The sequence below is a fragment of the Gemella sp. GL1 genome, from assembly GCF_013415365.1.
Classification (GTDB): Bacteria; Bacillota; Bacilli; order Staphylococcales; family Gemellaceae; genus Gemelliphila.
The window spans coordinates 1-21,452 of record NZ_JACBYB010000021.1; the positions used below are offsets into that span (position 1 = coordinate 1).

Annotated in this window: 29 protein-coding genes; 4 read left to right on the forward strand and 25 right to left on the reverse strand. The window is 28.2% G+C overall.

Annotated elements, in window-relative coordinates:
- Nucleotides 1-405 precede the first annotated feature (405 nt).
- The 3 genes from HZY82_RS05100 to HZY82_RS05110 all read right to left on the reverse strand — a co-directional run bounded on the left by HZY82_RS05100 (nucleotide 406) and on the right by HZY82_RS05110 (nucleotide 3,229).
- Nucleotides 406-804, reverse strand: a complete 399-nt coding sequence (locus HZY82_RS05100; protein ID WP_179938886.1) for a plasmid mobilization protein — start codon at nucleotides 802-804, stop codon at nucleotides 406-408.
- A 101-nt stretch (nucleotides 805-905) separates the two neighbouring features.
- Nucleotides 906-2,453 (reverse strand): hypothetical protein, encoded by a 1,548-nt coding sequence (locus tag HZY82_RS05105; RefSeq protein WP_135156110.1) that lies wholly within the window; start codon nucleotides 2,451-2,453, stop codon nucleotides 906-908.
- Between the two features lie 77 nt (nucleotides 2,454-2,530).
- Nucleotides 2,531-3,229 carry a hypothetical protein gene (locus tag HZY82_RS05110; protein ID WP_179938888.1) on the reverse strand — a complete coding sequence of 233 codons (699 nt, stop codon included), beginning with the start codon at nucleotides 3,227-3,229 and terminating at the stop codon, nucleotides 2,531-2,533.
- Between the two features lie 992 nt (nucleotides 3,230-4,221).
- On the opposite strand from HZY82_RS05110, the gene HZY82_RS05115 reads away from it, so the two are divergent.
- The gene (locus HZY82_RS05115; protein ID WP_135156109.1) at nucleotides 4,222-5,376 is read left to right on the forward strand and encodes a tyrosine-type recombinase/integrase; all 1,155 of its coding nucleotides are present in this window, start codon (nucleotides 4,222-4,224) and stop codon (nucleotides 5,374-5,376) included.
- Between the two features lie 210 nt (nucleotides 5,377-5,586).
- Here HZY82_RS05115 and HZY82_RS05120 read toward each other — a convergent pair whose 3' ends face one another.
- The 17 genes from HZY82_RS05120 to HZY82_RS05200 all read right to left on the reverse strand — a co-directional run bounded on the left by HZY82_RS05120 (nucleotide 5,587) and on the right by HZY82_RS05200 (nucleotide 14,675).
- Nucleotides 5,587-5,919 carry a type II toxin-antitoxin system PemK/MazF family toxin gene (locus HZY82_RS05120; protein WP_135156108.1) on the reverse strand — a complete coding sequence of 111 codons (333 nt, stop codon included), beginning with the start codon at nucleotides 5,917-5,919 and terminating at the stop codon, nucleotides 5,587-5,589.
- Nucleotides 5,916-6,185: an AbrB/MazE/SpoVT family DNA-binding domain-containing protein gene (locus HZY82_RS05125; RefSeq protein ID WP_135156107.1), complete on the reverse strand. Its 270-nt coding sequence runs from the start codon at nucleotides 6,183-6,185 to the stop codon at nucleotides 5,916-5,918. The genes HZY82_RS05120 and HZY82_RS05125 overlap by 4 nt, the downstream gene beginning before the upstream one ends.
- A gap of 192 nt (nucleotides 6,186-6,377) precedes the next feature.
- Nucleotides 6,378-6,644, reverse strand: a complete 267-nt coding sequence (locus HZY82_RS05130) for a type II toxin-antitoxin system RelE family toxin (RefSeq protein ID WP_179938890.1) — start codon at nucleotides 6,642-6,644, stop codon at nucleotides 6,378-6,380.
- Entirely contained in the window at nucleotides 6,644-6,868 is a 225-nt protein-coding gene (gene relB, locus HZY82_RS05135; RefSeq protein ID WP_135156105.1) for a type II toxin-antitoxin system RelB family antitoxin, read from the reverse strand. Before relB (HZY82_RS05135) ends, HZY82_RS05130 begins: the two co-directional genes overlap by 1 nt.
- A 577-nt stretch (nucleotides 6,869-7,445) precedes the next feature.
- Nucleotides 7,446-7,712 (reverse strand): type II toxin-antitoxin system RelE family toxin, encoded by a 267-nt coding sequence (locus HZY82_RS05140; RefSeq protein ID WP_135156104.1) that lies wholly within the window; start codon nucleotides 7,710-7,712, stop codon nucleotides 7,446-7,448.
- Complete coding sequence (relB, locus tag HZY82_RS05145) at nucleotides 7,702-7,941, reverse strand: type II toxin-antitoxin system RelB family antitoxin (RefSeq protein ID WP_135156103.1); 240 nt, start codon at nucleotides 7,939-7,941, stop codon at nucleotides 7,702-7,704. The genes HZY82_RS05140 and relB (HZY82_RS05145) overlap by 11 nt, the downstream gene beginning before the upstream one ends.
- Before the next feature lie 138 nt (nucleotides 7,942-8,079).
- Nucleotides 8,080-8,718: a hypothetical protein gene (locus tag HZY82_RS05150; RefSeq protein ID WP_135156102.1), complete on the reverse strand. Its 639-nt coding sequence runs from the start codon at nucleotides 8,716-8,718 to the stop codon at nucleotides 8,080-8,082.
- Nucleotides 8,715-9,092 carry a phage replication protein gene (locus HZY82_RS05155; protein ID WP_135156101.1) on the reverse strand — a complete coding sequence of 126 codons (378 nt, stop codon included), beginning with the start codon at nucleotides 9,090-9,092 and terminating at the stop codon, nucleotides 8,715-8,717. The genes HZY82_RS05150 and HZY82_RS05155 overlap by 4 nt, the downstream gene beginning before the upstream one ends.
- 25 nt (nucleotides 9,093-9,117) lie before the next feature.
- Nucleotides 9,118-9,345, reverse strand: a complete 228-nt coding sequence (locus HZY82_RS05160; RefSeq protein WP_179938892.1) for a hypothetical protein — start codon at nucleotides 9,343-9,345, stop codon at nucleotides 9,118-9,120.
- 96 nt (nucleotides 9,346-9,441) lie between these two features.
- Nucleotides 9,442-9,603, reverse strand: coding sequence for a hypothetical protein (locus tag HZY82_RS05165; RefSeq protein WP_167753216.1), 162 nt, complete (start codon nucleotides 9,601-9,603; stop codon nucleotides 9,442-9,444).
- Nucleotides 9,596-9,847: a hypothetical protein gene (locus tag HZY82_RS05170; RefSeq protein ID WP_135156099.1), complete on the reverse strand. Its 252-nt coding sequence runs from the start codon at nucleotides 9,845-9,847 to the stop codon at nucleotides 9,596-9,598. The genes HZY82_RS05165 and HZY82_RS05170 overlap by 8 nt, the downstream gene beginning before the upstream one ends.
- A 428-nt stretch (nucleotides 9,848-10,275) precedes the next feature.
- Nucleotides 10,276-12,771 carry a DNA primase family protein gene (locus HZY82_RS05175; RefSeq protein ID WP_179938894.1) on the reverse strand — a complete coding sequence of 832 codons (2,496 nt, stop codon included), beginning with the start codon at nucleotides 12,769-12,771 and terminating at the stop codon, nucleotides 10,276-10,278.
- A gap of 87 nt (nucleotides 12,772-12,858) precedes the next feature.
- The gene (locus HZY82_RS05180; protein WP_179938896.1) at nucleotides 12,859-13,128 is read right to left on the reverse strand and encodes a hypothetical protein; all 270 of its coding nucleotides are present in this window, start codon (nucleotides 13,126-13,128) and stop codon (nucleotides 12,859-12,861) included.
- A gap of 2 nt (nucleotides 13,129-13,130) precedes the next feature.
- Complete coding sequence (locus HZY82_RS05185) at nucleotides 13,131-13,385, reverse strand: hypothetical protein (RefSeq protein ID WP_135156096.1); 255 nt, start codon at nucleotides 13,383-13,385, stop codon at nucleotides 13,131-13,133.
- Nucleotides 13,385-13,828: a hypothetical protein gene (locus tag HZY82_RS05190; protein WP_135156095.1), complete on the reverse strand. Its 444-nt coding sequence runs from the start codon at nucleotides 13,826-13,828 to the stop codon at nucleotides 13,385-13,387. Before HZY82_RS05190 ends, HZY82_RS05185 begins: the two co-directional genes overlap by 1 nt.
- A gap of 166 nt (nucleotides 13,829-13,994) precedes the next feature.
- Nucleotides 13,995-14,174, reverse strand: coding sequence for a hypothetical protein (locus HZY82_RS05195; protein WP_179938898.1), 180 nt, complete (start codon nucleotides 14,172-14,174; stop codon nucleotides 13,995-13,997).
- Between the two features lie 309 nt (nucleotides 14,175-14,483).
- Complete coding sequence (locus tag HZY82_RS05200; protein ID WP_179938900.1) at nucleotides 14,484-14,675, reverse strand: helix-turn-helix transcriptional regulator; 192 nt, start codon at nucleotides 14,673-14,675, stop codon at nucleotides 14,484-14,486.
- 148 nt (nucleotides 14,676-14,823) lie between these two features.
- Between HZY82_RS05200 and HZY82_RS05205 the strand changes: the two genes are divergently transcribed.
- The 3 genes from HZY82_RS05205 (at nucleotide 14,824) to HZY82_RS05210 (ending at nucleotide 17,232) form a co-directional block, all read left to right on the forward strand.
- Entirely contained in the window at nucleotides 14,824-15,366 is a 543-nt protein-coding gene (locus HZY82_RS05205; protein WP_167753215.1) for a helix-turn-helix domain-containing protein, read from the forward strand.
- A 296-nt stretch (nucleotides 15,367-15,662) separates the two neighbouring features.
- Nucleotides 15,663-15,797 carry a hypothetical protein gene (locus tag HZY82_RS06630; RefSeq protein WP_255459289.1) on the forward strand — a complete coding sequence of 45 codons (135 nt, stop codon included), beginning with the start codon at nucleotides 15,663-15,665 and terminating at the stop codon, nucleotides 15,795-15,797.
- Nucleotides 15,798-16,095: 298 nt separating this feature from the next.
- A complete protein-coding gene (locus HZY82_RS05210; RefSeq protein WP_179938902.1) occupies nucleotides 16,096-17,232 on the forward strand; it encodes a tyrosine-type recombinase/integrase in 1,137 nt (378 codons plus the stop codon).
- Nucleotides 17,233-17,434: 202 nt separating this feature from the next.
- Here HZY82_RS05210 and trxB read toward each other — a convergent pair whose 3' ends face one another.
- Genes trxB through HZY82_RS05235 form a run of 5 tightly spaced genes read right to left on the reverse strand, consistent with a single transcriptional unit; the run spans nucleotide 17,435 to nucleotide 21,439 of the window.
- Nucleotides 17,435-18,352, reverse strand: a complete 918-nt coding sequence (gene trxB, locus HZY82_RS05215; protein WP_135156089.1) for a thioredoxin-disulfide reductase — start codon at nucleotides 18,350-18,352, stop codon at nucleotides 17,435-17,437.
- 12 nt (nucleotides 18,353-18,364) lie between these two features.
- Nucleotides 18,365-19,168 carry a prolipoprotein diacylglyceryl transferase gene (gene lgt / locus HZY82_RS05220; RefSeq protein ID WP_135156088.1) on the reverse strand — a complete coding sequence of 268 codons (804 nt, stop codon included), beginning with the start codon at nucleotides 19,166-19,168 and terminating at the stop codon, nucleotides 18,365-18,367.
- Nucleotide 19,169: 1 nt separating this feature from the next.
- On the reverse strand, nucleotides 19,170-20,093 hold the full coding sequence (gene hprK, locus HZY82_RS05225; protein ID WP_368667371.1) for an HPr(Ser) kinase/phosphatase: 924 nt from the start codon (nucleotides 20,091-20,093) through the stop codon (nucleotides 19,170-19,172).
- A gap of 18 nt (nucleotides 20,094-20,111) precedes the next feature.
- The gene (locus tag HZY82_RS05230) at nucleotides 20,112-20,498 is read right to left on the reverse strand and encodes a phage holin family protein (protein ID WP_179938903.1); all 387 of its coding nucleotides are present in this window, start codon (nucleotides 20,496-20,498) and stop codon (nucleotides 20,112-20,114) included.
- 14 nt (nucleotides 20,499-20,512) lie between these two features.
- On the reverse strand, nucleotides 20,513-21,439 hold the full coding sequence (locus HZY82_RS05235) for a manganese-dependent inorganic pyrophosphatase (RefSeq protein WP_135156086.1): 927 nt from the start codon (nucleotides 21,437-21,439) through the stop codon (nucleotides 20,513-20,515).
- Nucleotides 21,440-21,452 lie beyond the last annotated feature (13 nt).

Genomic DNA, 21,452 nt, shown 5'->3' on the forward strand with positions numbered 1-21,452 from the left:
AATTATTTTTTTGAATTTTGTCCATCGCAAATTTTGAATTTTTAATTTTCTGATAATTATTTTTTTGAATTTGCTCTTCTCAAATTTTAGATTTTTAATTTTAGAAATTTCATTTTTGGATTTTGCTCATCTCAATTTTTTTGTTTGCTTGAAATTTTTTCTATCAAAAAATTTTTATGATATAATTATTTTGTTACTTTTCACTATAACTCGTAATAGAGGGAGGTGAGTCTATGACATTTTTTATCGCTTTAATAAATTCTATTATGGCTAATGTAATTTCTTATTTCATTTGCAAATGGTTAGATAGAATTTTTAAAAAGTAACTAGCCTTGAAAAAGAAAAAGACAGGACTGCCATCCTGTCTTTTTTTCTATGAAATTTTTTATCGCTTTTATATATTTATTATATATTCTTTGCTTTAGAAAAGTCAAGATATTTAATGTTTCTATTTTTCTTTTGTCTTCTTTTTCCTATCTCGTCATACACAATATTTCTATAAACTTCTTTTGAAAGCTCTGTAAATAAATCTTTTAATTCATTAATTTCTTCTCTATTTATATCTCTATTTTCGTTTACTACTTTTGCGATTTGGTTTATGTTTGTTCCTATCCTATTCAATTCTACCTGTAATTTTCTTATTGAACTATAATCTCTTACAATAATTTCACCTTCAAGTAACATTTCTCTAGCGTATGCTGAAAATGTTACATAAGGACTTTCCTCAATTTTATTTTTTAATTTTTTTTCTTCTTTTTCATTTAAATAAAATTTTTTTAGTATCTCTCTTCTTCTATTTTCCATTTCTTCTCCTTTCGTAAAATAAAAAAACACTGACTGTATATAAAATACAATCAGTGTTCAATCTATCAATTAATTTTAAATCTCCTTGTCGACTTAATTCTTTACTCTTTCGTCCTATAATAATTTCCATGTGCATCTTTTTTAAATCCTGTATGCTTAAATAATGTTTCCTTGTCTATCCTCGTAAAGTATCTTTCTAAATTTGCTTTTTTTAAATCATTAATTAAGTATTCTTCTTTACTAAGTTCACTATCTCCTTTTATTTCGCTTTCTAATTTTATTATTGCAACTATTTTTTCATCAATTAATAAACTATATGTGTAGTCTTCTAAATCAAGAATAATTTCCCCATAAAATCCACCTTCAAATTCTACACAACCTAAACTTATATTATTTTTTTCAAGGCTTTCTAAATCATAATCTTCATCTAAAACATTTTTACAATAATTCAATATAGCTTCTTCTATAGTATTTTTATATTGTAGCTTTTTTGATTTATTTTTTTGTATTAAAGGTATTTCTTTTCCTTCAAAACTTTTAGCATTTAATAACTTATCCACTTCTCTTATTTGCTTATATCTATCATTTGATATAATTTCATTTAACATCTTTAGCAATATTTCTAATTTTTTATCTATATTTTCTACTAACATATATAGATTAGTCTCATTCTCTTTCTTATTTTGATCAGAAATAGTAACAGGGGCTTGTTCTGTATCCTCTCTTTTTTCCAGTACTTCATCTTTTGTGAAAGAGTTTACTTTTATATCTTCTTTATCCTCATCTCTATTATCAATTTCTACTTTTTTAGTCTCTATAATAACTTCTTCAAAATTCGATTTATTATCTTCTTGTTCAAATTTCTTCATTTCATTTTTATCTTCTTCAGTGTGTTTTTGAATTTTATTTTTATTATAATTTTTATTGATTTTTAAAAATTCTTCTATTGTATATTTTGAAATTTGACCTAGAAATTCTCCCAAAAATAATAAAGCATATTTATTACTTGTTCTTAGTGTTTTTAAAGTTTTATCTAATGTTTCTTCATTTATTTTGTATTTTAAACCGAACTTTTCAGACAAGATAATACTTAGACATTCTTGTAAAAAAACTACTATTTTTTCTTTAGTTAAACCTACTTTTATTTTTTTTACTACTAAATCCTCTAATAACTTATCTATTGTCTTATAAATAGCTAGAGATACCGCCTGAAAAAATTTACTTGAATTTGTCTTATCTAAAAATTCTTCAGCATTATTTTTTTCTAAAAAATTAGATAATACATAATCAAGTGATATATTATATCTATCTATTGTTAATTTTCTTATTATTTCATTAGTTTCTTTATTCTCTTTAGTTTGAGATATATCAAAAACTTCTACAATATACTCTTCTTTTTCTTCATTCTTCTGTAGTGTTTCTATTGCCACAGTCTTATTTATAACTTCACGCCCTAATATTTTCCATCTTTCTCTAGATGTGACAAAAGTGTTATCTTTCATAATATAGTTTATATTTAACTGGTTTCTAAAGCAATAATCATAGTTTCTAGACATAGTCTTTAGTAAATTTATGAAATTTTCAATGTTTTCTATTGCATAGGATCTATTTTCTAAATATCTTTCATTCTTAAATTCTGATATATTCATTTAATTATCTCCTCTTTTGTTAATAAAATTTCTATCCTTTATTAAAGCATTTAAATTCCTCTCAAAAACATCTTCTATCATCTCTTCATTTCCTCCTGCGTTCTCTGCTTTTTTACAGTTTTTTGCTCGCTTGCTACAATTCGTTTGTTTCTTGCAGCCTGTAATCTTTCTTGTACTGGGTTTAGTGGTCTTCCTTTATTTAATTTAGCTGCTTTTACTTTAGCTAATTTTGTATCAATTTTACTAATTATTTCTTTAGCTTCATGCTGGATTTCATTTAGTTTACTCTCGAAATCTTCATAAACATCTTTCTCTTCTATGCTTCGTGTAATATTTTCAAAAGTATATATACTAGTATCAACATCATAATGACTAGCTATCATATAAGCTATACTCTCAATCTCAAATTGATTGTATACATAGTTTTGATTATTTTCTAATGCTTCATTATGCAGTTTTGCATGTACTACTGATTCTAATAAAGCCTTAAATGCTTCTTCTTGACTTTGTCCTTTTTTTATATATATACTATTTTCACCTGGGTAAAAACTTCCTCCACCTTTAATTGGATTATCTGTAAAATCAAATTTAATTTGAAGAGCATTTAAATATCCCTTTATAGCTTTAAATCCGCTAATATAGTCTATAACTTCTTTATTATTTTCATCTATATCTACTAGATTTATTTTATCGTCATTAATTTCCTTACCTTGTATCGCTAAATCTAAGTAATTTTTATATTGCTCTACATTTACGTATTTTTCTACTTTCTCCACCTTTTCTACCTCCTCTACTTTTTCTACTTCTTCCGCCTTTTCTACTTCTTCTACCTTTTCTACCTCTTCTACTTATTCTACCTCCTCTACCTTTTCTACTTCTTCCACTTTTTCTACCTTTTCTACCTCCTCTACTTTTTCTTTTTCAAGAATATTTTCATTTTGCTATGTATTATTTTGTTTATCTTGAATTATGTTATTTTTTAATATTATTTACCTTCAAAGATTGACTAAATAAAATTAGACGTGTTAAAATATATACATAAGCAAATCTAAATAAAGGTTAACATATACAAAAAAGACAGGACTGCCATCCTGTCTTTTTTTCTTTCAAGGCTGATTACTTCTTAAAGTTTCTATCCAACCATTTACAAACGTAATAAGCGAGTACGTTTGCCATGATAGAAACTACTAAATCTAAAATAAAGGGTAACATATATACACCTCCCCCCTGTTACGGGTTTGGTTGAAGTAACAAAATAATTATATCATCAAAGATTAATATAATTCTAAAGATAAGATCCCTTAAAAATTATCAAATACAAAAAATGCAAAATTCTAACAAAGTGGATTTAAATTTTTTGTATTTAGAAATTTACGCAGTAAATTATTTAGTTTTTACAAAAACATAATTAATAGCATAACTATTAAAATATAACTCAACGTTATATTTTTTTAACAAATTCTATAAACCGCTTTCACGAGAGCCCGTTCTTTTTATATACTTTTATATATACTTTTTATAATCTTTTAGGGGTCTTCTCAGCCTTACTCTCCCAAGGAGTTTGAACACCCTATATATGACATTTTGTTGAAGTGAAAGGGACATTTTGTTGAAGTGAGTGCAACTTTTTGCTTTGAAACGGGGGCATTACTGTAGTTTTTTTATATTTGACAAATATCTATAAAAATATGATAATTTAAGTGATTAGTACTTCTAGTCTTTTTAATGAATTGTTTGTTGATTTCTGTGGCAAGAAAGGATTAAACAATTGATAAAAAAATATATTAAAAATAATCAAACATTTTATATGGTAAATAATCTTTATTTAGGGATAAATCCCATTACTGGAAAGGAAATAAGAAAGAGTAAAAAAGGTTTTAAAACTAAAAAATCAGCTCAAATATATATTAATAAACTAAAATCAGAGTATGATAGTGGTAATTTATTTAGAAAAAGTAAAAAAATTACAGTGAATGAACTAGCTTCACTTTTTCTAGATAACTATAAAAAAAGTAATGTTAAGATATGTACTTATAGAGTTACTACTCTAATAATTGATAAATTTTCATCTAAATTTGGTAATATTGATATAGAAGATATTTCTTTTAGACATATACAAAAATTTTTAGATGAATTAGCTACAACATCAAAAGTTAGCTCTCTTAAAATTTACGCAGGGAAAATTAGATTATTGTTCAAATTTGCGATTAGAACAGAGTTACTCGAAAAGAATCCTACAAAAAACATTATTCTTCCTCGAAAAACGTTTGAAGTGATTGATGAAGAATCTTTATACTATTCAAAAGAAGAATTAAAAGAGTTTTTCTCTATTTTAGAAAATTATTCTAGCAATAAAATATATTCAATCTATGTTAACCCTCTGTTTAGATTGCTTGCTTTTACGGGAGCTAGAATTGGGGAGATTTTAGCTCTAACTTGGAACGACTTTGATTTTAAAAATAATATTGTACATATTACTAAAAATATAGTCTATTCTTATGGCAAGTTTCATGTACAAACACCAAAAAATACTTTTAGTATTAGAAGTTTAAAATTAGATGATGTTACAATTAAAAAAATATTAGAACTTAGATTACAACAAAAAGAATTTCTTTTTGCTATAAATACTAAAAATAATGATAATATTGTATTTTTTAATCCAAATAGAACATTTTTTTCAAGTTCTTCTATTTTACAATTATATTGTCAAATATGTAAAAACAATAACTTCAAAACTATTAGCTTGCATGCTTTTAGACATACGCACTGCTCACTATTATTTGAAGCTGGTGCATCTATACAAGAAGTTCAAAGGCGGCTTGGACACTCAAATATTGAAACAACTATGAATATATATAATCATGTATCTAAAAAAATACAAGAAGAAACTTCAGAAAAATTTGCAAAATACGTCAATTTTTAGTAAATCGTATATTTTCCGTATATTTTTGTAAATTTAGTTTAAAAAAACATTGATATATCAATGTTTGATTAAATAAATATTATTTTACAAAATAAAATTATATAAATTATATCTGACTAAAACCACAACTCGTATACATTTTCGTATACATTTTCCACCACGGCAAGTTATTCACCACCTGTAGTTTAGGTGGTCTTTTATTATATTTTATTAAGATATTTCAAATAATAATTTAAATTTATGTAAGATTAAATCCAATTCTTCTCCATCTATAGTTTCTATAGCTTCAGTTACTCCTCTAGCCTTTAAATCCAATGACCTTACTTGGTCTAACATTACTTTTCCTTTCACTTTACTTGTTGTTTCTAAATTATGATAAGTTGGAAAATTTCTATCAGTACTAGATATAGGTGCAACTAAAGTCATTCCTGTAAATCTACTAACTAAGTCATTACTTAGTGCAATTGCAGGTCTACGATTTTGTTGTTCATGCCCTCTAGTTGGGTTGAAATCAACATAAAAAATATCCCCTTGTTTTATCATGTAATTTCGTTACCTACACTTTCTCCCCAATCTAACTCCCCTGTTCTATAGCTATCATCAGTCCAATTAGCGAATAATTCTTGTATAGTTTTAGGTTTATCATTGATTGGAGTTAATACAATTTCACTATTTTTAGATATGGTGATTGAAAATTTTTGATTTTTTGATAAATTTAATTTTTTTAATATACTGTTGGGTATTCTTGTAGCATGCGAATTCCCCCACTCTTTTAATGTTGTTACGTTTTCTACAGCAATGTGTGACATTTTTAATTCAACTCCTTTAATATAGGTAGTATATACCTTGTATATACAATTGTCAAGGATAATAATATTCATACCCAGTTTTTCTTACTTATTTTCAAAAATAACATTCGTGACTTTGGTCATTTGATTTTATGCTGTAAATGATAAATATAAAGGTATTTAAAAACACCTAACTATTGTTAAGTGTTTAATTCATTTATTATAAATATCTTTTCTGTGTCCAAGTTGAATAGCAATTATTTTTAATTTTCCATCGTCTATTTTTGTGATTAACCTATAGTCTGCTATTCTATATCGCCAATAACCTCTTTTATCCCCTACTAATGCTTTTCCTTTTAACCTTGGGTCATTTATACCATCTAAGTTTTTTCTTATCCAAACCATTATATACTTTTTAGTGGATACATCTAACTTTTTAAAATCTTTTATTACACTTTTTTCAAATTCAATATTATACATTATAAACCTATCGCTTTTTCAAAATCATCGATATTTAAAAATTCAGTAGTTCCTAATTTTTCTTTTTTCTCAAAATCTTCAATTGCTTTTAGGTCGTATTCATTTTCTAATTTTTCAAAAAATGTATCTTTTAATAGCTCTGATATGCTTTTACCACTAAATTCAGCAAAGTTTCTTATTACATTTTCTTCTTTTTCTGTAAATCTTATTGATATTACTCCCATTTAATTCACTCCTTTTATATGTATTACTATTGTAATACATATCTACTACATTGTCAATATCTAACATTTCCGCTTCTATTATATGTTATATAGAGCTCGTACTTCTTTCATACTTCAATATATCCGCTTCTTATATAGATATTATAGAGGCTTCTTCTTACTCTTGTTTAGTACTCCTTTAGCAAGTCGTACACACTGCGAGAATATAAACTTACAACTAGTCATCGTTTAGGTTGCTAATATTATTTCAACTAGTTATGGTGTGGTAGTTACTTCAAGTCTTGCCTTATCTGCCCCCTAACTGCTAGACTATGTGCCTACGACTAAATAAAGACTAGTTGTAGTCAAGACTAGTTTAGGGATTAGTTACAAGCAAGGGAATGTATATGACCTTGTGCCTTATACTGCAAATATGAAGCGGTAGAGATAGCCCGTATATGCTTAATCTACATTCTTGAAGCGGTACTCTATCTATCTCAATCACAGAAGCGGAACACCCTTATATTTTGCTGTTATATGAAGCGGATATAACAAAAACTCAATAACAAATCGTTACTGAGCTCTCTTAACATATTATCTATTTATAAACATCTTTTCTGTGTCCCACACTTAAGGCTAATACTATTAATTCATTATCAATTATTTGACATATAACTCTATATTCTCCAATTCTGTATCGCCATTGTCCTACTCTATTTGCTGTTAGACCTTTTCCTTTTTCTCTTGGATTTTCAAGACCATCAACGTTCTTATATAAATACTTTAATATTAATAATGCTGTTGGCTTATCCATTTTCTTTAATTGCTTTTCGGCTTTAGGCGATATTTTTAGTTTATAATTCAATACCTAACTCCTCAGCCACTTCATCAATAGTCTTTGCTTTCAGCCCATTTTCCTTATCTTTTAAGTATTCTTCATATGCTAACTCTCCAACTCTTGCGTCATACTGATCCTCTAATGCTTCTAGTGTTTTATTTCTTATCAATTCTGACAGTGTCACACCTTCAAACTTAGCCATATACTGCATAAATAACTTGTCTTGTTCTGATACTTTTAATGTTATAGTTGCCATTATAAACTACTCCTTCACTTTGGTAATACTATTGTATTACTTTTATTAATTATATGCAAATAAAAAACACCTATCATTACTGATAAGTGTTTATCCTTGTATTAATATCTGAATTAGCTAAAGCATTCTAATAATTCACTATTTTCCATTTTCTGCCTTTTTACTAATATAGTCATCATAATCCCTATTAATAGTTCCTTTAGCACCGCTTATATACATCTCTAAAACTGTTAGATAGTTATCATAGTCTATAACGTGGAATTGCACAACTTTACTATCTATTCTTGAAACTAAATCTTTTAATTTTTGCTCTAAATCAGTGCTAGTTTCTCCCATTAAGAACACATTATGCTCCTTATAAACATCTGCCTCTATTTGCTTCAACACTGCTTCTACTAATTTATTCCCGATATACTTCTTAGAATATCTTCTATAAATTTCAACGTTTTCTGATTTTCTATAATCTAGCATTTTTAACATCTCAATCTCTGCAAAATTATCAACTTGTGCGGGTTTATTTAAAATTGCTTGTAATTGCTCTAGTTCTGCATTTAAAACATCTTCCCTAGCTGATATTAATTTATCATATAAGGCTTGTAATTTATTAGTAGCTTGCTCTCTAAAACTAGATATTTTTTCATTATAATAAACCCTTGTATATTTGCCATCTAATACTTTTTGATTTGCTTCCTCTGCTTTCTTTTTATAATCTAATATCTCACTATGTACTAAATCAATATATACTATTGCGTTGTTTTTGTATTCTGTTAAATTCATTTTTTATCCTCTCTCTCAATTTCATTCTCTAACTCTTCTAACCTATGCTCAAGCTCTTCAATCTCGTATCCTTTAAAACCAAACTCAAGCAATGTTCTAGCACTTTGTACCCTTGCGTAAGGTGAAACATTTTTATTTTTTGCTATTTCCACGAGGGTATTTATGGCTACATTACTGTAATACTGCAGTTTTGTAGTTACATTTCTTAGATATACCCTTTTTAATTTCCTATATTCTTCATTAAATACAGGGTCTTTTAGATACCTATAAGCTGTTGACTCTGCTATATTTGCATTCTCTATAGCTTGCTTTTGTGTCGGTGCGTTTATTAATGCAAGTAAAAATGTACGCTGTTTTGGTGTTAATTCAGTCATTTTCTAAATCCTCCAACTTTTCTATCTAAGGTAAGAAACGTTGTGGTATTAAGTCAACTATGATTACTCTATTAGAATACCCTTTAAAATAACCTCTTGTTTTATCATACAAGTCTTGTTCTGAGCTCACTAGCTCATCATTAAAGGTTAACTTTTCATTTTCTTCATCATATTCAATAAAGACTATAGCAGAACCCTTACTAGCAGATACTTTCTCTTTAAGTTTTTTCAATCTTCTATTAAAATTATTCAATAACTTCTCCTTTCATTAAAATAAAAAGAGCATACCACAAATAGAATTTGTAATACACTCTAGGTTCTTCCTCTTTATGAGTTTCTTTATTATATTTTAAGCAGTATTGCTGGAAAGTACTTTATATAGTTTAACTTCCCCCTCTTTTACAATGAAAGTCACTTCTCCGTATTCAGGTGCTTCAACTCTCTTTAGTATACCATCTTTATAGTAATATATCAAGTTTTTCACTACTTCTTTACTTTCTTTATCAGTCATTTTTTATCTCCTCTATTGTATAGTTAACTACTGCAAATAATCTCGCTGTTGGTTTCCCATAGTGCACTTTTCCTCTCTCATCTTCAAAGGAACCTATATCTTGGTAACTGTCTACTTTTACATCATCAATTTTATAAACTTTTATTTCTTCCCTCTCTTTTTCTGCAAGTTCTTCATAAAAGTTGTTTAATTGCTCCTCTATATGTAATAATGAATATCCTGTAATTATTTTTGTTCTTTTCATTTGTTTTCTCCTTATTTTTATTTATATTCAACGGCGGGAGAATTTCCTGCGTTAATTTCTATTTCTATCTAAGAACCCGGGTTGAATTTTCAGCTCATCTTTAATGGGGGAAATTCTTCCCTCATTAACTCTGATATTTATTTTGTAACAGTTTGTAATGGTTATTAAAATAACTATTACAAGCCTAAACCCTTGGTACTACTGCATTGTAATGGTTGTAATAATGTAACAGTTATTTTTTATTACTTTTATATATACTATATATACCACTATACTATATATATATATTTTTTTTTATTTCTCTAAAATAATAAATTAACTATTACAAACTGTTACAAAAACTACCTATCTCATGATATTGCTGTAAATGCTCTTGTAACAGTTACATGAAAATGACAAATACAAGAACCAATACAACTTTTACAAAATTACCTCCTTTTCTCCCTTACTAGCATTTCCTTATTTTTTGTATTCACATAGTAAGTAAAATTAGGTTCATCATCCCTATCCCCACTGTGCTGATGGTCTTTATCAAAATCCTGCAATTCTCCAACATCTTCGTTTTTATATCTCATTTGTTTTTTATAATATCTATAATCTTTGAATTCTGCTTCTAAATTTAAAGATAATTCATTTACCACACGACTTTTAGCGGTGGTATTTAGCACCCATTTGCAATAAAAGGTATAATCAGCATTTATAAAAGTTGTAGGAACTCCTTTCAATAAATGAAAACCACGTATAATATAAGAGTTTTTCATATAATCGTGAACACTATCGTTATATTCCTTATACTCTTCAATCTTTTCTTTAACTGCTTTAGGTTCAATAAATCTATCAAAATCTAAATGCAGTGCTTTATATAAAATGTACTCTAATACCCTTTTATCTTTGATTTTTTCTTCTTTAATACTAAAATCTTCAACCTCTCCGTTAAAATCTGCATTAAATGGAACAATCATTAAACGTCTTAACCAGCCTTGACTCTTATCTTTAGTTCTAGGCATACCGTTAACACTAAACATTAATAACATTTTTGTAGAAAATGATAAGGGTTCTCTATTTTTTCTATCTATCGTTAAAGTATCTCCAGTAACTATTGTTTTAAGGTCTGCAACTTCTTCTATATAGTCGTTTTCTATATCATCTCCTATATTACAAACTTTACCTAATAAGGTAGCTTTATCAAACCTATTAGCAAACTGTGGTGGCTTTAGTGTAGAAACATTACTTTTACCAATTAAATTAGTCAGCATTGCTTGAAATGTACCTTTTCCATTATTACCACTACCCGATAATATAGCTATTTTTTTCCTTGTGTAATTGCTGTTAACTGCTTCGTTTACTATTTGCCACAATAGTAATTCTATTTCTTCATCACCACACGCTAAAGACTTGAACCACTTATCTACATCAAAATAATCTACTGGATTAACCGCATTAGGGTTGTAATTGGTTTCTTCTTTTGCTATAACATAATGTTTGTAACTAAACGGTTCTAATTCTTTTGTTTTCATATTGAATAAGCCGTTATTAACTACTGTATATTTTTCTAAATACTCTGGAACTTTTCTAATATACGGCACTTCTACTTTTAGTTTTTTCAGAACTTCACCATACTTAGATGGTTTATACCTATACTCTAAAGCATTTATATAACTTTCTATTTCTGCGTTACTATGAACATATATCCCACGCTTAAAATCATAATAATAGATATTTGCTAAATCTTTACTTTCTCCAATTGTTACTAAAGGTATATGCCGTTTAATGTATTCACTAATAATATTAAATCCCATGTGAGGCACACTACTTTCCCCAGTCTTTTCATTTATCTTTGTATGCTCATCTCTCCAATTTTCCCCTATATCTTGGAACATCTCAATAATGTTAATATCTGGGTTGTTTTCTAGTACATCAAAATAATTTTTATATCCCGTAAAATCTGTAACTGGATTAGTATAGTTTTTATTCCATAACTGGGCTAATTCCTTACGTTTCTTTCCTTTTTCTGCTCCACTAATACATGCTCTAAATCTATCTTTGAATGTATAGCTTGTTCTTACGTGGTTAGGGTTAACACTTACGTTGAGTTTCTCGGCATTATATTTATCAATATTACCTTGAATATACTCTTCATTATCGTAAGCCAATAAGGTAACAAAATCTAATGCTGTTTCACTGTCAATACCCCCTACAGTTTCTTCTTTTACTATTGTTTGAATTACTGATAAGGCGTTATTATAATCATTTTTTAAGTTAGGCTCATCTAATTCAAGATATAACTCAAACATTGTTTTTAAATCACTGTCATTAACCTTAATTTCCCTAGTTTCTATATTCTCCCTACGTTTAGTAACTTTAGCTTCACTTACTGGGAACTTTTTCCCTGTCATATGAATAATATTGTAATTATCGACTTGTGATTTCCTTACAACTGGTGTACCCTGCAACTGTGAAAATGTAGCACTAGAACTATCATTTTTAAGCCCTATAAGGTCAGCTATACTTTGTATAGTACTTTTATACTCTTCTTTATTTGCTGAACGTTCTAGGGGTAATATTAACCTATATCTTGGCTTTTCTTCTGTATGCCTAATAGTAGGATATAAAAGATATTCATATCCTTGTAATTTATCAGCTACTAGATTAATAAATTCATCTTTTGTCATTTCTACATCATCATAATCTAGAAAAGCATAGTCACGGCTGATAACATTAGCATTACTTCTTATATACTGCCCTTTTTCATTAGCTTTCATCTCTCCGCTTATAATATATATTGCTGTATTTTCTTTATATTTCTGCAAATCAGTAGTATCATCTATAACTTCATAATTTTTTAACATTTCAAATAAAGGTTTATTTCCCTTTGCTAGTGTCATTTGTTTAGTTTTAAATCCATTCTGTTTATATATTGCCATTTATCTATCACGCTCCTTTATTAATGTTTCTAATTCCTACAATATATCTTGCTGTGGTTTATGAGACGGGCGAAATTTTTCCCTCGTCTATTTTTTCATTGTTTCTAATACTTCGTAAACTTCTTCTATATCATAATAGTTGGTTTTCTCATTCAAGGGTACATATTTTAAGCCGTTCTCTCTTAATCTACTTAAAGTTTTTTCTCCTATTCCTAAAAATTTTATTAACTCATTACGTTTATAATATCTTTTTGTAGGTCTGATTTTTTCTTGTTCTTCTTTGATAGTTTCTTGTATAAGGCTTCTTAGCTCTCCCTTTAGTTGCTGACTATAATTACTGCTTAATACAACTTCCATTGTTATTCTCCTACTACTTTCTTGATATCTGAATTTAGGCTATTTACCTTATCTCTAGCCATCTTTAATACCGTGTTATACCTTTGCGTAAACTGCACTAGATTGAAACATGTAGTTACGTCACATATATTAGCTTTATGCTGGTCATCAAAGAACTCTATAACTACACTTAATACTTCGTCTAGTTCTTCTAAACCGAATCCTATGCTTTCTAATTCTAGTAATAAATTAAATCTGTCTGACGTATATTTATTCATTATTTTAATACCTCTCTATCTTGAATATATTCCCATGCGTATTGACTTTCTGTATACTTCATTCTCTTTCCTTTTTCCTGTAAAGCTTTGACTTTATCAGTCATTTTGGTTAAGGGATTATTTATGATTTCATTAAGAGTATAAATATCATCAATGTATTGCTTAACTTGCCACTTTTCTAAGTCTGTTTTTATCTTTTTAACTCTTGCTTGTTCTTCTTTAGTAACTAATTGCTGTAATACCTTTTTATCCAGTATTTCAAAGTTAATGTAATTATAACCATTGTCAGTCTGAACAGTATCATATTTTAGTCTATTTTTATTTTTCATTGTATTTAATCGCTGACTTAACGCTCTCTTATTAGTGTTACTGATTTTTACTAAATCTAATAAGGTTAAATCTGCATTATCTTGTAACATTTTTGCTATTTCTATTAATCTCATTTATATACCTCTTTCTAGGCACAAAAAACGTGCCTTATATTGTTTTAGGATTTATCAATCCTTGACTAAATAAAGCACGCATTATATAATATTTACGTACCTTTTTTTAGGTTCTGGCCTTGTATAGTCGAAAGTTTGGCGATGGACGACTTTACAAGGTTCTTTTTTATTCTTTTATAGACTCTTCTAAGGTATTGATAGATTTTAGTACAGTTTCAGCTTTAGATAATTGCAATTTATCAGCAAGTCTTTGAATTTGCTGTTTTTCTTTTTTGCTTACCCTTATCTCAAAGCGTTCCGTTTTGCTCTCTTCACCTTTAGGCGGTCTCCCTGTTCTTGGACTCATTCAATCACTCCTTTTAAGTCCGTACTTATAATATAAATTATTCACGTACATAAGTCAACCCCTTATATAATATTTTTTTAAAAATTATCGTGCTTTATTTTCTATTGTCATTGTGCTTATTTCTTGATATAATAGACAAATAGATATTTTTCTAAGTGTCTATCATACTTCTTAACTATCAACGTACAGTCTGCAAACTTAACACGTTGGTAGTTTTTTTTTTGTTAAGGTCTGAACAAAACGTTCACTCCTTTTATTGATGCCCTAAAATGGGGCATCATAACACCAGTGAATTAACTTAAAGTTAATTTAATAATCAAAAAAAATAGTATGAACTGGATACCCGTATATTACAGATAATTTTTTTATATGTAATACTTCGGGATAAGTCTTACCTTTTTCCCATTTACTAACAGTTGTAGCAACTACCCCTACTTCCTTAGCTACTTCTTTTAGTGTCAATTCTTTTCTAATCCTCAACATTTTCAAAGTCATTTCCATAGTATTCTACCTCCTTTATTTTCTATGCAATTACCTTACAGTTAAATTATAGATTAACTTTAGGTTGATTGTCAAGTGTGAAATTTAACTTTTTGTTGATTTTTTTTAATTTAAAAGTTATAATTGTAAAAAATAGATGGAGGTTTATATGAATACTAATGAAAAAATAACTTTCTCAAAAAACTTACAACAATTATTAAAAGAAAAAAAGAAAACTCAAAAAGAGTTGGCAGATTTTTTAAATATCTCTCCTGCAAGTGTTAATAAGTACATTAAAGGAATAACTTATCCTAGATTTGATAAAATCAATCAGATTGCTACATTTTTTGAAGTGAATGAAGCTGATTTAATAGGTGTTGCTGAATTAACCGAAAAAGTTAGTACCAATTATCTAATGCATTTATTATCAGATGATTTCAAAAATGATATTAGTAACCTTTTAGAGGAATATAACACTAGTATATGGGACGCTATTTTAGATCAAAAAAATCCAGAAAATTTAGCAATATATAGAATGTTTCATTATATGGATATTGAAGACAAAAAAAAAGTAGTAAAAACTATAGTTGATTTATTTAGTGAATATGATGGTTTAGATGATAATGATCTAGAAAATATAAAAAAAGTTAACAGTTGGTTGTCAAAGAAATCAAAAAAATCAAAAACTAACCCTAACCAAGACAATCAGTAACCTAACTCGTTATTTTAACGTGTCAGCAATACTGAACGATAGGACGTTTTATACTATCATTGGGGGTGAACGATTCGTTACTCCCTTATATTCAACGGGCAGAATTTTTTGCTCATTAAATTTAAAATTTTAAAATGAAAGGAACACGCATGAACACATTAATAATATTATTAGCTATTGTAATTATATTATTCATTATCAGTAAAATACTGATTTGGATATTGAAAAATAAAAATATATAGTAATCATTGCTGGATTAGTATATTGGTTTATGAAGTAAAAGAAAGGAAAACATTATGTACAACAAAGAAATAAAGACAAAAAACAGAACTCTGAAAGTTCAAGTAAAAAAGACAACTATTAAAGAAAAGATTGAATTTTCTATAGGATTAATTCTTATTGCTGGTTTAATCTACTGGTTTGTTAAGTAACACATATAGTAAACAAATAATAAATATTTTCAACATAAACTATAAAAAAGTTTAATAAAGTTTAGTAATATATAACTTTATATATTGACAAAATTAAATATTTTTAATATTATTAATACATAGGAAAATAACATTCTTGATCTCTACGGAGCTAGAGTGTGCAAACACCGTGTATAGAAATATATGCGGTGTTTTGTTTTATTTTAATTATTCAAACGGCTAATATATAGCCCTACGTTTCTAATTCCTACAATATATCTTGCTGTGGTGGTAGATAACTGAAAGGAATTAAAACAAAATGATTAAGCAATACACTAAAAACAATAAAAAACTATATATGGTAAATAACCTTTACCTAGGAGTTAACCCAATAACCGGCAAAGAAGTAAGAAAATCAAAGCGTAGTTTTGAAAGCAAAAGGGAAGCTGAAATATACATAGCTAGACTTAAAATAGAGTTTGAAAAAGGTACAATGTTTGTTAGTAATAAAAAACATACATTTTCTGATATATATGATTTATGGATAGAGAACTATAAACATACCGTTAAAGAAAGTAGCTATAATTTACGACTAGAAAACAGTAAGGTTTTATTAAAACACTTAGGTCATATGGATATTAAAAAAATGCATATGCTAGACTTGCAACGTTTATTTAATGAATTATCACTGAAATACAGCAAGAACTATATTAATACTCTCAAAGCAAGTGCTAAAATGATATTAGACTTTGCTGTTAACTCCAACCTAATAAACTCTAACCCTATTGATAAAATTAAATTACCTAGGGTAGAAAGTATAAATAAAAGTGAATTAGACGATTACTACACTAAGGAAGAACTGATTGACTTCTTAAACATAGTAAAAGAAAACCATAACCATAAAACTTATACCATATTCAGATTATTAGCATTTACAGGTATGAGAATTGGAGAAGCCTTGGCTCTTGAATGGTCTGATATAGACTTTAATAACTCAAGTATCAGCATAAATAAAACAATTGCTAGAGGCACTGATAATAAATTAATCATTCAAACACCAAAAACAAAATCTAGTAGTAGAGTGATAGATATAGACCCTACTACTATGCAGACACTAAGACAGCATAAATTAGAACAAAAAGAATTAATATTCAGACTAGGTTGGCAAAATAAAGGTATAGTCTTTACTAACTTAAAAAACACCTACCTTTGGAATAGCAATATTAATTCAGATTTATACAGAATATGTAAAAAACATAATTTTAAGTCTATTAAACTACATGGCTTTAGGCATACACATTGCTCTTTACTCTTTGAGAGCGGAGCAAGTATCCAAGCTGTTCAAACAAGACTAGGTCACTCTGATTTTAAAACTACTATGAACATCTATAACCACGTAACTGAAAAAATGAAACAAGAAACAGCAAATAAATTCGCTGAATACATGAGCATATAAAAAAAAGGGGCAAAAAGCCCCTTTCGTATATATTTTCGTATTTAATAATATTTAAAACCTATTATTATGCTGTTTTCTGCAAGTTTAATACAATATCCCAAATTATCATAAATCTTAAATCACACATTATCTCGTATACTTTTCGTATACATTTTAAATTCTAAACCTTAGAAATACTATCACATCAAGGTTTATTAACCTATTATGATAATTCTATATATTTATATGCCGATTGAGCAGCAATTGCACCATCAGATGCTGCCGTCACAACCTGACGAATTTCTTTTTGTCTAACATCTCCGGCAACAAAAACTCCTGGAAGTTTAGTTTCAAGATGCTCGTCTGCTATAACATATCCATTTTCATCAAGTATACCTAAATTTTGAAAATCAGATGTTTGAGGATTCATTCCTATATAGATAAATACTCCATCAGCTTCAACATCTGTAATTTCATTAGTATTAAGATTTCTAACACTTACAGCATTAACTTTCATATCTCCTTTAATTTCCACAGGTACAGATTCCCACACAAATTCAATATTTTCTTTAGCAAAAGCTCTATCTTGAAGAATTTTTTGTGCTCTTAATTCATCACGGCGATGAACAATAATAACTTTCTCTACTAAATTTGATAAATACAAAGCTTCTTCTACTGCAGAGTCTCCTCCTCCTATTACCACAACTTTTCTATTTCTAAAAAAAGCACCATCACAAACAGCACAATATGAAACTCCTTTAGATGAAAATTTATCTTCTCCCGGAATTCCAAGTGATTTTGCCTCAGTTCCTGTTGCTATAATTACAGTTTTTGCTACATATTCTTTAGAATTTGCTGTCAAGACTTTAAGACCATCTATTTCTTTAATATCAGTAATATGACCAAAAGCGAATTCTGTACCAAATTTTTTAGAATGCTGAAACATTTTCTCAGAAAGTTCCGGACCTGAAATTTCTTCATAACCTGTATAATTTTCTATTTCTCCTGTAGATTGCATCTGTCCACCATAGAATTTTTTTTCTAACATTAAAACAGATAAATTAGCTCTTGAAGCATATATAGCAGCAGTCATTCCTGCAGGTCCTGCACCGATAATAATTACATCATATATTTTTTCCATACTAACCTCAATTTAACTATTAATATATAATTTTTTCTCTTTTTTATTTATAAATCTATTATATATGATATATACAATTGCGCAAATAATTAGTACTATAGAGACTAGTTGAGATACCCTAAAATATCCTATATAAAGCGAATCTGCTCTCATCCCCTCTACAATAAATCTTTCTGTACCGTATAATAACATATATGTTGCAAACACTTCTCCCTGATACAAGTATTTTCTAATTACTATTAGAATAAAAAAAGAAACTAAGCACCATAGACTTTCATATAAAAAAGTTGCTTGTCTATATTCTCCATCAATATACATATTATTTATAATAAATTCAGGAAGAAATTGATCTTCTAGATATTTTCTTGTTACTACAGCTCCATAAGCTTCATGATTAAAGAAATTACCCCATCTTCCTAAAGCTTGTCCTAGAAGTAAACTCGGTGATAATATATCTAATAATTTTATAACTGATAACTTTCTTTTCTTAGCAAAATAAACTAGATATATAAGACCACCTAGTAAGCCACCGTAAATTGCTATCCCTCCGTCCCAGATAGCAATTATTTCTGATTTATTTACTGAATAATAATCCCATCTAAAGATAACATAATATAGTCTGGCAAATATAAAAGCAAAAGGGATAGCTATTAGGATAAAATCTAAAAGGGTATCTTTTTCAAGACCCCTTTTTCTAGATTCAAATTCTGCTAAATAATATACTGAAAATATCGTCAACGAAATAATTATACCATACCAATGCACCTGTCTTCCCAAAAATTCAAATGCAATTGGATTCAAATAACCATTTATCATTTTATTTAGCTCCTTGTTGTATCTCTTCTCTTAGTTTTTTTTCAAACTCTTCTGCAGTATTAGTTCCCATTTTATTTAAACGGAAATTCATAGCTGCAGACTCTACAATTGCTGCGACATTTCTACCGGGCCTCACAGGAATGACTTTTTTCTCAATTTCTGTTCCAAGAATTATTGTATGATCTTTAGTTAAACCTATTCTCTCATATTGCTTAGAATCATCCCAAGTCTCTAAATGTATATTTAGATCTATCCTTTTTTGTTCTCTTACTGCACCTGTTCCAAATAAAGTCATAACATTTATTATACCTAGACCCCTAATTTCTAACAGATTCTGTATTAAGGGCGATCCACATCTACCTACAAGTAAACCTTGTTCTAATTCTTTGATATCCACCCTATCATCAGCAACTAGTCTGTGACCAGATTTTATAAGCTCTAGTGCTATTTCAGATTTACCAATTCCTGATTCTCCAGTAATCAAAATTCCAATTCCATAAACCTCTATAAATACTCCGTGCACAGATATTTCTGGTGCCAATTCTTTATTCAACATCATTGTTATTTTAGCAATAATATTTGACGTAGAGTCTTTAGATCTTAATATTGGTGTATCATAATTTTTAGCTGCTTCAATTAGTTCTTTAGGAACTTCAAGCCCCCTACTAACTACTATACAAGGCGTTTTTCTTGTACATAACATTCTCATTCTAGTTTTCTTTTCTTTATCACTTAATAAACTAAAAAATGACAATTCAGTTGTTCCTAAAATTTGTACTCTACTAGGATCATAATGTGAAAAATATCCAGCAAGTTCTAATGCAGGCCTTGATAAATCAGGTGAGTCAATAACTCTATCCACTCCACTTTTTCCAGCAACTATATCTAATTTAAATTCTTTTACTATATCTACTGTCTTTATAATTCCCATTTTACTACCTACTTAAAATCTTTTTATTACTATTCTATTATCTCTATTCAAAAACGCATTAAATATAGAAATAAATATTGCTAAGCCTAATGCTGACCAAAATGAAGATATTTCAAATTGTGGGCTTAATAAATATGATACTAACAGTATAATTCCTGCATTTATAATTACTATAAATAGTCCGAATGTTAATAAAATAGGTACTATACTTATCAGTAAAAATAGTGGTCTAATGAACTTATAAAATAAAGTTATTAAAACAGCGCCTGAGAATGCATAATACATATTAGCTACAACTAAACTTTGTTTAAAAAATCCAGCAAAAGCCACTATTATAATAAAATTTATTAGAATTCCTTTCATTAGATTCCATATTCCATAATCACTATTCTTATTCATTATTAATACCACTATTATTTATTAAACTCTTCTGTAATTTGAGGTACTACTTGTTTTTTACGAGAAACTACACCCTCTAAAGTCATAAAATTATCAACTAAGTTTTTTCCAAATGCATTTGCTACCTTCTCTTTCATATCTCCCAATACTAGCACTTCAGAATCAGAAGTTAAGATATTTGTAATTACAAATACAAAGGCCGATAATTTTTTTTCAGAAACTTCTGCATTAATCGTAGTTTCTAATTCGTCTTTTCTATTAGTTACCTCCTTAGCATCAACAGTATTAATTTGAGCAATAATTAATTTTTCCCCATTCATAATAAAAGTTTTAGCATCAACATCAATTAACTCTTTAATTGTTTTTGATTTAGTATCAGCTCCTGCTTTTAACATTGCAAGTCCATATTCTTCGATATTAACTCCTGCAATCTCAGCTAGTTCTCTAGCAGATTTTTCATCCTCTGGAGTACATGTTGGCGATTTAAATAATAGTGAATCAGATACAATTGCTGACAACATTAAACCTGCAACCTTTTTAGAAATTTTTACATCTTGTTCCATAAAAATTTTCTTTAATATTGTTGCAGTACATCCAACTGGCTCACAACGATAGTATAAAGGTGCTGCTGTTTCAAAGTTTGCAATTCTATGATGATCTACTACTTCTTTAACTATTGCTTGTTCAATTCCATCAATCGACTGTTGAAATTCGTTATGGTCAACTAAGATAACTTCCTGACCTGTTTCTACACTTGTAACAATTCTTGGAATTTCTACACCAAAAGTCTCTAAAGCATACTTAGTTTCATCGTTGATCTCACCTAAAATTACTGCTTCAGTGTTTTCACCCTTTGCCTTCTTTAATTCATTATATGCAATTGCTGAACATACTGTATCTGTATCTGGATTTTTGTGTCCAAAAATTAAAACTTTAGTCATTTTTTTACTCCTA

Bases quoted from the DNA above. Each gene is read 5' to 3' on its own strand.
- HZY82_RS05205 (WP_167753215.1), top strand. From the start codon at position 14,824: ATGAATACTAATGAAAAAATAACTTTCTCAAAAAACTTACAACAATTA.
- HZY82_RS05210 (WP_179938902.1), top strand. From the start codon at position 16,096: ATGATTAAGCAATACACTAAAAACAATAAAAAACTATATATGGTAAAT.
- HZY82_RS05130 (WP_179938890.1), bottom strand. From the start codon at position 6,644: ATGTATAATATTGAATTTGAAAAAAGTGTAATAAAAGATTTTAAAAAG.
- relB (WP_135156105.1), bottom strand. From the start codon at position 6,868: ATGGGAGTAATATCAATAAGATTTACAGAAAAAGAAGAAAATGTAATA.
- relB (WP_135156103.1), bottom strand. From the start codon at position 7,941: ATGGCAACTATAACATTAAAAGTATCAGAACAAGACAAGTTATTTATG.
- HZY82_RS05200 (WP_179938900.1), bottom strand. From the start codon at position 14,675: ATGGAAATGACTTTGAAAATGTTGAGGATTAGAAAAGAATTGACACTA.
- HZY82_RS05150 (WP_135156102.1), bottom strand. From the start codon at position 8,718: ATGAATTTAACAGAATACAAAAACAACGCAATAGTATATATTGATTTA.
- HZY82_RS05190 (WP_135156095.1), bottom strand. From the start codon at position 13,828: ATGAGATTAATAGAAATAGCAAAAATGTTACAAGATAATGCAGATTTA.
- HZY82_RS06630 (WP_255459289.1), top strand. From the start codon at position 15,663: ATGTACAACAAAGAAATAAAGACAAAAAACAGAACTCTGAAAGTTCAA.
- HZY82_RS05120 (WP_135156108.1), bottom strand. From the start codon at position 5,919: ATGATAAAACAAGGGGATATTTTTTATGTTGATTTCAACCCAACTAGA.
- HZY82_RS05105 (WP_135156110.1), bottom strand. From the start codon at position 2,453: ATGAATATATCAGAATTTAAGAATGAAAGATATTTAGAAAATAGATCC.
- HZY82_RS05175 (WP_179938894.1), bottom strand. From the start codon at position 12,771: ATGGCAATATATAAACAGAATGGATTTAAAACTAAACAAATGACACTA.
- HZY82_RS05100 (WP_179938886.1), bottom strand. From the start codon at position 804: ATGGAAAATAGAAGAAGAGAGATACTAAAAAAATTTTATTTAAATGAA.
- HZY82_RS05165 (WP_167753216.1), bottom strand. From the start codon at position 9,603: ATGACTGATAAAGAAAGTAAAGAAGTAGTGAAAAACTTGATATATTAC.
- HZY82_RS05125 (WP_135156107.1), bottom strand. From the start codon at position 6,185: ATGTCACACATTGCTGTAGAAAACGTAACAACATTAAAAGAGTGGGGG.
- HZY82_RS05230 (WP_179938903.1), bottom strand. From the start codon at position 20,498: ATGAATAAGAATAGTGATTATGGAATATGGAATCTAATGAAAGGAATT.
- HZY82_RS05185 (WP_135156096.1), bottom strand. From the start codon at position 13,385: ATGAATAAATATACGTCAGACAGATTTAATTTATTACTAGAATTAGAA.
- HZY82_RS05235 (WP_135156086.1), bottom strand. From the start codon at position 21,439: ATGACTAAAGTTTTAATTTTTGGACACAAAAATCCAGATACAGATACA.
- HZY82_RS05155 (WP_135156101.1), bottom strand. From the start codon at position 9,092: ATGACTGAATTAACACCAAAACAGCGTACATTTTTACTTGCATTAATA.
- HZY82_RS05170 (WP_135156099.1), bottom strand. From the start codon at position 9,847: ATGAAAAGAACAAAAATAATTACAGGATATTCATTATTACATATAGAG.
- HZY82_RS05180 (WP_179938896.1), bottom strand. From the start codon at position 13,128: ATGGAAGTTGTATTAAGCAGTAATTATAGTCAGCAACTAAAGGGAGAG.
- trxB (WP_135156089.1), bottom strand. From the start codon at position 18,352: ATGGAAAAAATATATGATGTAATTATTATCGGTGCAGGACCTGCAGGA.
- lgt (WP_135156088.1), bottom strand. From the start codon at position 19,168: ATGATAAATGGTTATTTGAATCCAATTGCATTTGAATTTTTGGGAAGA.
- HZY82_RS05195 (WP_179938898.1), bottom strand. From the start codon at position 14,174: ATGAGTCCAAGAACAGGGAGACCGCCTAAAGGTGAAGAGAGCAAAACG.